At 68.3% G+C, this 8,912-nt stretch carries 9 protein-coding genes; 4 read left to right on the top strand and 5 right to left on the bottom strand.

The features are described from left to right. Positions 1-191: 191 nt before the first annotated feature. The gene (locus G3I56_RS08165) at positions 192-731 is read right to left on the bottom strand and encodes a DUF4245 domain-containing protein (RefSeq protein ID WP_164408181.1); all 540 of its coding nucleotides are present in this window, start codon (positions 729-731) and stop codon (positions 192-194) included. Positions 732-850: 119 nt separating this feature from the next. Here G3I56_RS08165 and glpX point away from each other — a divergent pair, with 119 nt between their 5' ends. Further along, positions 851-1,885 carry a class II fructose-bisphosphatase gene (glpX, locus tag G3I56_RS08160; protein ID WP_164315707.1) on the top strand — a complete coding sequence of 345 codons (1,035 nt, stop codon included), beginning with the start codon at positions 851-853 and terminating at the stop codon, positions 1,883-1,885. Between the two features lie 161 nt (positions 1,886-2,046). Here glpX and G3I56_RS08155 read toward each other — a convergent pair whose 3' ends face one another. Both G3I56_RS08155 and G3I56_RS08150 read right to left on the bottom strand, forming a co-directional pair. Next, complete coding sequence (locus G3I56_RS08155) at positions 2,047-2,418, bottom strand: WhiB family transcriptional regulator (protein ID WP_164408180.1); 372 nt, start codon at positions 2,416-2,418, stop codon at positions 2,047-2,049. A 288-nt stretch (positions 2,419-2,706) separates the two neighbouring features. Next, positions 2,707-3,420: a DUF1707 and DUF2154 domain-containing protein gene (locus tag G3I56_RS08150; RefSeq protein ID WP_164408179.1), complete on the bottom strand. Its 714-nt coding sequence runs from the start codon at positions 3,418-3,420 to the stop codon at positions 2,707-2,709. Positions 3,421-3,612: 192 nt separating this feature from the next. Between G3I56_RS08150 and G3I56_RS08145 the strand changes: the two genes are divergently transcribed. Then, positions 3,613-5,280, top strand: a complete 1,668-nt coding sequence (locus tag G3I56_RS08145) for a fumarate hydratase (RefSeq protein ID WP_164408178.1) — start codon at positions 3,613-3,615, stop codon at positions 5,278-5,280. Positions 5,281-5,344: 64 nt separating this feature from the next. On the opposite strand, the gene G3I56_RS08140 is transcribed toward G3I56_RS08145, so the two are convergent. Then, positions 5,345-5,842 (bottom strand): hypothetical protein, encoded by a 498-nt coding sequence (locus G3I56_RS08140; RefSeq protein ID WP_203689384.1) that lies wholly within the window; start codon positions 5,840-5,842, stop codon positions 5,345-5,347. Beyond that, positions 5,839-6,360, bottom strand: coding sequence for a SigE family RNA polymerase sigma factor (locus tag G3I56_RS08135; protein ID WP_343239899.1), 522 nt, complete (start codon positions 6,358-6,360; stop codon positions 5,839-5,841). The genes G3I56_RS08140 and G3I56_RS08135 overlap by 4 nt, the downstream gene beginning before the upstream one ends. 157 nt (positions 6,361-6,517) lie before the next feature. Between G3I56_RS08135 and G3I56_RS08130 the strand changes: the two genes are divergently transcribed. Together G3I56_RS08130 and G3I56_RS08125 are read left to right on the top strand one after the other, a co-directional pair. After that, positions 6,518-7,903: a class II fumarate hydratase gene (locus tag G3I56_RS08130; protein ID WP_164408177.1), complete on the top strand. Its 1,386-nt coding sequence runs from the start codon at positions 6,518-6,520 to the stop codon at positions 7,901-7,903. Positions 7,904-7,976: 73 nt separating this feature from the next. Then, positions 7,977-8,669 carry a DUF402 domain-containing protein gene (locus G3I56_RS08125; protein ID WP_203689382.1) on the top strand — a complete coding sequence of 231 codons (693 nt, stop codon included), beginning with the start codon at positions 7,977-7,979 and terminating at the stop codon, positions 8,667-8,669. Positions 8,670-8,912 lie beyond the last annotated feature (243 nt).

Below are 8,912 nucleotides of genomic sequence, written 5' to 3'. Positions count from 1 at the left end.
CATGAGCTGGAAGTATGCGGCCCGCTCGCGGGTCAGCTTGCCGGCCCCCGGCTTCTTGTTCTTGCGGATCTCGAAGTCCATCGCACCCCTTGAACTGGGGTGTTGCAACGACCACTAGAACTCAAGCCTGCCGGGGGGCCTCACTCATGAATCGTGACTCACGTCTGCGTGCCTGGCTCGCAGACCGCTTCCTACGTCGTCCTCAGGGCCTGGGCCACCTTCGTCAGGCGGTCGAACGACGCCGTGCCCGCCACCACCGTCGTGGAACCCTTCTCGCGCAGCACCAGCGCGTCGTACCTCTCACCCTCGTACCGCGTCCACGTCGCGTCCCCTATGCGCTGGGTGACCTTCGTCTCCCGGGCACTCTGGGTGGCGTCGTCGATGAAGTCGGACGGCTTCTGAGCGGACTGCTCCACCGCCACGTACTCACCCTCGGAGTCATGGAAGCCGAGATGCCACTTGTCGAAGTCCGCGCCGGAGAAGCGCACCGAGGTCGCCTTCCAGTCGGCCGACAGGCCCTGGGGCGCGGCCACCGGATAGCTCGCGGCGCGGCGAGCCGTCAGCAACTCGACGCGGTAGTCGACCTGTTTGAGGTCGGGAGCGGAGTCGTCGTGCGGAATGAAGAGATAGATCACTCCCGCCGCGAGACTGATGAGGCCCAGGGAGAGAATCATGTCCCGGGCCGACTTCTGCTTGCCGTTCCTGCCGTTCGAACCTGCCACGCTCCCCATCGTCGCAGGTGCACCGGTCCGCTCATCCGTGGGGCCCCCTGCTCATTTTGTCTGCCTAACGATAGAGTCGGGGCCAACACCCTCATCCGGCCGTCGCCGTATCAGAAAGGTGCGTCTCGATGACCGAGCATCATCATCTGCCGTCCGAACTCGAAGTCCCCTCCGAAGCTCCCGACCGCAACCTCGCCCTCGAACTCGTCCGGGTGACCGAGGCCGCCGCGATGGCCGCGGGCCGCTGGGTCGGCCGCGGTGACAAGAACGGCGCCGACGGTGCCGCGGTGCGCGCCATGCGGACCCTCGTCTCGACCGTCTCGATGAACGGCGTCGTCGTCATCGGTGAGGGTGAGAAGGACGAGGCGCCCATGCTCTTCAACGGGGAGCGCGTCGGCGACGGAACCGGGCCCGAGTGCGACATCGCCGTCGACCCGATCGACGGCACGACCCTCACCGCCAACGGCATGACGAACGCCATCGCGGTCCTCGCGGCGGCGGACCGCGGGTCGATGTTCGACCCGTCCGCCGTCTTCTACATGGACAAGCTGGTCACCGGGCCGGACGCCGCCGACTTCGTCGACATCAACGCGCCTGTCTCCGTGAACATCCGCCGGGTCGCCAAGGCGAAGCGGGTCACGCCCGAGGACGTCACCGTCGTCATCCTCGACCGGCCGCGCCACGTCGGCATCATCAAGGAGATCCGGGAGACCGGCGCCCGGATGAAGCTAATCTCCGACGGCGATGTCGCCGGTTCGATCCTCGCCCTGCGCGAGGGCACCGGCGTCGATCTGCTGCTCGGCATCGGTGGTACGCCCGAGGGCATCATCTCGGCCTGTGCCGTGAAGTGCCTCGGCGGCACCATCCAGGGCAAGCTGTGGCCGAAGGACGACGAGGAGCGGCAGCGGGCGGTGGACGCGGGACACGACCTCGACCGCGTGCTCATGACCGACGACCTGGTCTCCGGTGAGAACGTGTTCTTCGTCGCGACCGGGATCACCGACGGTGAGCTGCTGCGCGGGGTTCGTTACCGGTCGGAGACGGCGACGACGGAGTCGATCGTGATGCGGTCGAAGTCGGGGACGGTTCGCCAGATCTCGTCCGAGCACCGGCTGAGCAAGCTGGCGGCCTACAGCGCGATCGACTTCAGCCGCGCCAAGTAGCGCTCTTCGCGCCCACGCGGCGGAGTCGCACGATGTCACAGCACCGCGCCACTGTAGGGGGCGTCCCTTGTGCGGAGGGGCGCCCCTTTTTCAGGACTGGTTCTCAGGACCGGCCCTCAGGGGGCGGTTCTCAGGGGGCGGTTCTCAGGGACCGGCCGGGGTCAACCGGCCGCCGCTATCGTGCCGTGGGCGGCCTTCTTGAGCTCCATTTCGCGGCGGCGGCGCCTGGCCAGGACCACGCGGCGTTCGGCGGCGGTGAGGCCGCCCCAGACGCCGTACGGCTCGGGTTGCAGCAGCGCGTGTTCACGGCACTCGACCATGACCGGACAGCCGCCGCACACCCGCTTGGCCGCCTGCTCCCGGGAGAGTCGGGCCGCGGTCGGTTCCTTCGACGGGGCGAAGAAGAGACCCGCCTCATCGCGCCGGCACACCGCCTCGGTGTGCCACGGGGCGTCCTGGTCCCTTTCTCGCACTGGCACCCGCTGGGGCGGAACGGCAGCGACCTGCAGGGACGAATGCGGCGGTTGCAGCACGGTCTACTCCTGACGACGGCTTCTTCGCGAGCTGGAGGGAGCCGTGGGGCCCACGTGGACCGGGGCGACGGGTCCGGAGCGTCCGGAGCGTGCGACCACAGGGCGCGCGCTTGCCGGGCGTACCGGGTTCCGCGTGAAGCCCACGGCACCCTCCAAGAGACGATGCAGCAAGCCCTACCCGCTGTGCGCGCGCCTATGCACTGAGTTCCCAACCACTGGGGTTCCAGGGCGTTGTCGAGGCGTCGTGACCTCACCGAATCACTTCGGGTGCGACCGAATTCACAACCGTCAATGGCCCAGGTGTTTGCGCAAACTCCTGTCGACCTTGCGGGAGACGCGGTCGAGGATGTCCTCGATCATCTTGCCCCGCTTGGGTTTCGCCTCGACATTGCCGAGTATGGCCAGCCCGTCCACATAGACCACGGGCGCCTCGGGATCACCCGAATCCAGCGTGCTCACCTCGAAGTTGCCGAGCACACCACCGCCGGTGCCGCGCAACGAGACGTTCTCCGGGACGCGGATCTCGACGTTGCCGAAGACCGAGATCGCCCTGATCACGACCTGCTGGTACTCGAATATCGCCTCGCTGAGGTCGATCTCGACGCTGCCGAAGATCGCGTACGCGTGCATACGGCGTCCCGCGCGCCAGCGGCCCTTGCGGACGGCGGCACTGAAGACCGCCACCACGTTGTCATCGGGGTCGAGGGGGATCGCGCCCGGGGTGGGGCGGTTGGGCGCGGGCGCGTATCCCCACGCCGCGGCCCGGGGCGCGTGGGACTGGTGGCCGGCGGGCAGGTCCCGTACGAAGACCTCCAGTTCGCCGACCGTCTTGGCGCTCAGCACCCCCTCGACGCGGTCGGAGTGCTCGTCGGGCGTGAGGCGGCCCTCGGCCAGTGCCTCGCGCAGGAGGTCCGCGACGCGGTCGCGGTCGGCGTCCGAGGCACGGAGTTCCGAGGCTCGGAGTTCGGAGGCGCGTGGTTCGGTGTGCTTCTGAAGGTCCACGGAAGCAGCGTACCCAAACGCGATAGATCGCGACTAGGGGTGTGGACGGACGGAACGGACAGTCTCGTTCGAGCCACCCCCCTCTCAAGTGAGTCTTACCTAACAAGCTTCTCCGCTCCGGCAGGTCCTACGCTGGTGGGCGCCCGCCGATGGAGGCTGGCCGCTGTCTTCGTCGAGTGAGGAATGGGCGAGATGCCTGAGTTCGCGTACACGGATCTGCTCCCCATGGGAGAGGACACCACCCCGTACCGGCTGGTGACCTCCGAGGGTGTCTCCACCTTCGAGGCCGACGGGCGGACGTTCCTCAAGGTCGAGCCGGAGGCGCTGCGCAAGCTCGCCGCCGAGGCCATCCATGACATCCAGCACTATCTGCGGCCGGCCCACCTGGCGCAGCTGCGGCGGATCATCGACGACCCCGAGGCGTCGGGCAACGACAAGTTCGTGGCGCTGGACCTGCTGAAGAACGCCAACATCGCGGCGGCGGGCGTGCTCCCCATGTGCCAGGACACCGGTACGGCGATCGTCATGGGCAAGCGCGGGCAGAACGTCCTCACGACGGGCGGCGACGAGGCGGCCCTCTCCCAGGGCATCTACGACGCGTATCTGAACCTGAACCTGCGTTACTCGCAGATGGCTCCCCTCACCATGTGGGAGGAGAAGAACACCGGCTCCAACCTGCCGGCCCAGATCGAGCTGTACGCCACCGACGGGGGCGCCTACAAGTTCCTGTTCATGGCCAAGGGCGGCGGCTCGGCCAACAAGTCGTTCCTCTACCAGGAGACGAAGGCCGTCCTGAACGAGGCCTCCATGATGAAGTTCCTGGAGGAGAAGGTCCGTTCGCTGGGGACGGCCGCCTGTCCGCCGTACCACCTGGCGATCGTGGTCGGCGGCACGAGCGCCGAGTACGCGCTCAAGACCGCCAAGTACGCCTCCGCGCACTACCTCGACGAGATCCCGGCCGAGGGGTCCGAGCTCGGGCACGGCTTCCGGGACAAGGATCTTGAGGAGAAGGTCTTCGAGCTGACGCAGCGGATCGGGATCGGGGCGCAGTTCGGCGGCAAGTACTTCTGCCACGACGTGCGCGTGGTGCGGCTGCCGAGGCATGGCGCCTCCTGCCCCGTCGCCATCGCCGTGTCCTGCTCCGCCGACCGGCAGGCCGTCGCGAAGATCACGGCCGAGGGCGTCTTCCTGGAGCAGCTGGAGACCGACCCGGCGCGGTTCCTGCCGGAGACGACGGATGAGCATCTGGATGAGGCGTCGGACGTGGTCCGGATCGACCTCAACCAGCCGATGGACGACATCCTCGCCGAGCTGACCAAGTACCCGGTCAAGACCCGGCTCTCGCTGACCGGCCCGCTGGTCGTGGCGCGTGACATCGCGCACGCCAAGATCAAGGAGCGGCTGGACGCGGGCGAGGAGATGCCGCAGTACCTGAAGGACCACCCGGTGTACTACGCCGGGCCGGCGAAGACGCCCGCGGGGTACGCGTCCGGGTCGTTCGGGCCGACCACCGCCGGGCGGATGGACTCCTACGTCGAGCAGTTCCAGGCGGCGGGCGGCTCCAAGGTGATGCTCGCCAAGGGCAACCGCAGCAAGCAGGTCACCGACGCGTGCGACGCCCACGGCGGCTTCTACCTGGGCTCGATCGGCGGCCCGGCGGCCCGGCTCGCCCAGGACTGCATCAAGAAGGTCGAGGTCGTCGAGTACGAGGAGCTCGGCATGGAGGCTGTCTGGAAGATCGAGGTCGAGGACTTCCCGGCGTTCGTCGTCGTCGACGACAAGGGCAATGACTTCTTCCAGGACCCCGCCCCGCAGCCGACGTTCACGTCGATTCCGGTGCGGGGGCCGGGTCTGGTGTGATCCTGTGACAGGCGCCCGCCCCTGATTGACGCAGGGGCGGGCGTCGTATCAGCTCAGGACCTGGTCAGCCGGCGCAGACGGTGAAGTTGACCGTGTCGCCGTTGTGGACGATCGCCGGGGCGTGCGGGGAGACGCCGAGCACCGAGTTCGGCTTGCAGCCCTTGACTGCCTTCCTGGTGACGGTGCCGAGCTTCGTCTGCGTCTTCTCGACGTAGGTCTTGGCCCCGTCCAGGCTCCAGCCGGCGAAGTCGATCGGGATGGTCGGGTTCTCGCCGTACAACATGGTGGTGGCGTCGCTCTTGTTGGCCGTGCTCGTCGCCGCCGGGGTCGAGCTGCTGCTGCCGGCGACCGAGGTGGCCAGGGCCGTCCCCCCGCCGGCCGCGATGAGGGCGGCGGCGACGGCGGCGATGCCGGCGGTCCGGCGGCGCCGGGTGCGGCGCTCGATCCGGGGCGCGTCGAAGTCGGGCGCCTCGGCGGAGTTCGCGTACTGGTTCATGGCGTTCATCAGTTCCTCTTCGAAGGGTGTGCGGCCGGAAGGCCGTGCGTCGCCGTACGAGGTCATCGGATTCCTTCCGTGTGCCGTTGTGGCGAAGGGGCGGAGGGGGTGGGGATCTGACCTCTGAGCTTCTCGATCCCTCGGGCGAGCTGGGAGCGCACCGTACTGGGCGATATCTTCAGGTCGGCCGCGATCTCGGTGTCGGAGAGGTCGTGGAAGTACCGCAGCACCACGACCGTGCGCATCCGCATGGGCAGTTGCTGCAGAGCGCGCACCAACTGGTCCCGGCTGTCCACCCGTCCGAACTCGTCCCCCGGGGCGGCTCGGTCGCCGCTTTCCGGGTCGGAGGTCGTGACCAGGCGGCGGAACCTCCGCCAGCGGTCATTGGCCAGGTTCACCATGATCCGCCGTACGTAGGCGTCCGGAGCGTCCTTCGCGGCGATGACGCGCCACTTGCGGCAGGCCCGCTCCAGGGTCTCCTGGACCAGGTCCTCCGCCGCCTCACGGTTGCCCGTGAGGACGAGGGCGCCGCGGAACAGCGCCGTCGATCTCGCGGCCACGAAAGCCTGAAAGTCCGTCTCCACACGCTCCTCCCTTCCTGTCACCTGTCCTCGACGCGGATACCGCCTCGTCTGCTGCACCACCGCTCCGTGACCCGGGTCACAGGCATCGGGCCGTGTGGTGGCAGCCCGGACGGCCGCGTCGCGGAACATCCCGGCCGTCCCGTTCGCTGTACGGGGCATGAGCGAATACCGGATCGAGCACGACTCCATGGGTGAGGTACGCGTCCCCGCCGACGCCAAGTGGCGGGCCCAGACCCAGCGCGCGGTCGAGAACTTCCCCGTCTCGGGCCAGCGGATCGAGCGGGCGCACATCGAGGCGCTGGCCCGGATCAAGGGGGCCGCGGCCAGGGTGAACGCGCGGCTCGGGGTCCTCGACAAGGACGTCGCCGAGGCGATCCAGGAGGCGGCCACCGAGGTCGCGGAGGGGCTGTGGGACGAACAGTTCCCGGTCGACGTGTTCCAGACCGGCTCCGGCACCTCGTCCAACATGAACACCAACGAGGTCATCGCCAGTCTCGCGACCGAGCGGCTCGGCCGGGATGTGCATCCCAACGACCACGTCAACGCCTCCCAGTCGTCCAACGACGTGTTCCCCTCCTCCATCCACATCGCCGCCACCGCCGCCGTCACCCGCGATCTGATCCCGGCCCTCGACCACCTCGCCGACGCCCTCACCCGCAAGTCCGAGGAGTTCGCCGACGTCGTGAAGTCGGGGCGTACGCATCTCATGGACGCCACGCCCGTGACGCTCGGGCAGGAGTTCGGGGGGTACGCCGCACAGGTGCGGTACGGCGTGGAGCGGCTGCGGGCCTCGCTGCCCCGGCTCGCCGAGCTGCCCCTCGGTGGTACCGCCGTGGGGACCGGGATCAACACGCCGCCCGGGTTCTCCGCCGCCGTGATCGAGGAGGTCGCCCGCACCACCGGGCTGCCTCTCACCGAGGCTCGCGATCATTTTGAGGCACAGGGCGCGCGGGACGGGATCGTCGAGACCAGTGGGCAGCTGCGGACCATCGCCGTGGGGCTGACCAAGATCGCCAACGATCTGCGGTGGATGGCCTCCGGGCCCCGGACCGGGCTTGCCGAGATCAGCCTGCCCGATCTTCAGCCGGGGTCGTCCATCATGCCCGGCAAGGTCAATCCGGTGATCCCCGAGGCCGTGCTGATGGTGTCCGCGCAGGTCATCGGCAATGACGTCACCGTCACCACCGCAGGTGCCGCCGGGAACTTCGAGCTCAATGTCATGCTTCCCGTGATTGCGAAGAACGTGCTTGAGTCCGTGCGGCTGCTCGCCAACGTCTCGCGGCTGCTTGCCGACCGGACCGTCGACGGGATCGTCGCCCACCGGGAGAGGGCCCGTGAGTACGCCGAGTCCTCGCCCTCAGTGGTCACACCGCTCAACAAGTACATCGGGTACGAGGAAGCGGCCAAGGTGGCCAAGAAGTCGCTCGCCGAGCAGAAGACGATTCGCCAAGTCGTCCTGGAATCGGGGTATGTGGAGCGCGGTGATCTCACCGTCGAGCAGCTGGACACGGCGCTTGATGTCCTGCGGATGACGCGCCCGTAACGTCATCCGGCCACTGGCGTGAACCGTGACGCGCACCGCAGCGGCGTATGCCCGGGGCACCTAATATCTCTCCATGGCAGACGACGGAGCGGTGAGACAGGTGGAAGCGGGCGGATCTGCGGCGTACTGGTCCCCCGGGAGTCAGATCCTTTGGCGGTACCGCGAGAACTCCGGCGAGCGCTTCCACATCGCGCGTCCCGTCACCGTCGTACGGGACGATCCCGAGGTGCTCGCCGTGTGGATGGCCCCGGGTACCGAGTGCGTCAGGCCCGTGCTCGCCGACGGTACGCCCGTGCATGTGGAGCCGCTGGAGTCGCGGTACACCAAGCCCCGGACCGTGCAGCGCGACCGCTGGTTCGGCACCGGGGTGCTGAAGCTGGCGCGGCCCGCCGAGCCCTGGTCGGTGTGGCTTTTCTGGGAACCGGGCTGGCAGTTCAAGAACTGGTACGTGAACCTGGAGGAACCACTTGCCCGTTGGGCCGGCGGGGTCGACTCCGAGGACCATTTTCTCGACATCACCGTGAACCCCGACCGGACTTGGGAATGGCGCGACGAGGACGAGTTCGCGCAGGCCCAGCAGGCCGGGCTGATGGACGCCCAACTGGCCGCGCGGGTAAGGGAAGCGGGTCGTTCGGCAGTCGACGTCATCCGTGACTGGGGGGCGCCGTTCGCGGATGGCTGGCAGCACTGGCGCCCGGATCCGTCATGGGCTGTACCGTCACTGCCGGAGGACTGGGACCGTACGCCCGCGCACATGTCGTCATGAGACCCTTGATGCGCCCCCGGTACACAACCGTAGGATCGTCCTCCGCAAGGGCGCACAACCGTAACTGCCGGAACATGCGCCGGGCCTGACCATACGTCACCGAGGGGCGGCAGGACGTGATCGAGGGGTACGAGGGCAGCACCGGTCCGGGCCGACCAAGGCCTGCCGGTGCACCAGGAACAACCTCTGACCACGCCGGTTTTCCGTTCCTGGGGCATGTATTCCGGGTATCGGGAAGTCGGC

This window comes from Streptomyces sp. SID12488, assembly GCF_010548275.1.
In the GTDB taxonomy this organism is placed as follows: Bacteria; Actinomycetota; Actinomycetes; order Streptomycetales; family Streptomycetaceae; genus Streptomyces.
Note: the sequence above shows the minus strand (reverse complement) of the source record. Positions and strands in the feature narration are given on the sequence as shown.

What these genes read in the sequence shown, in the direction of transcription:
- glpX (WP_164315707.1), top strand. Translation starts at nt 851, where the DNA reads ATGACCGAGCATCATCATCTGCCGTCCGAACTCGAAGTCCCCTCCGAA.
- G3I56_RS08125 (WP_203689382.1), top strand. Translation starts at nt 7,977, where the DNA reads ATGGCAGACGACGGAGCGGTGAGACAGGTGGAAGCGGGCGGATCTGCG.
- G3I56_RS08140 (WP_203689384.1), bottom strand. Translation starts at nt 5,842, where the DNA reads ATGACCTCGTACGGCGACGCACGGCCTTCCGGCCGCACACCCTTCGAA.
- G3I56_RS08145 (WP_164408178.1), top strand. Translation starts at nt 3,613, where the DNA reads ATGCCTGAGTTCGCGTACACGGATCTGCTCCCCATGGGAGAGGACACC.
- G3I56_RS08165 (WP_164408181.1), bottom strand. Translation starts at nt 731, where the DNA reads ATGGGGAGCGTGGCAGGTTCGAACGGCAGGAACGGCAAGCAGAAGTCG.
- G3I56_RS08130 (WP_164408177.1), top strand. Translation starts at nt 6,518, where the DNA reads ATGAGCGAATACCGGATCGAGCACGACTCCATGGGTGAGGTACGCGTC.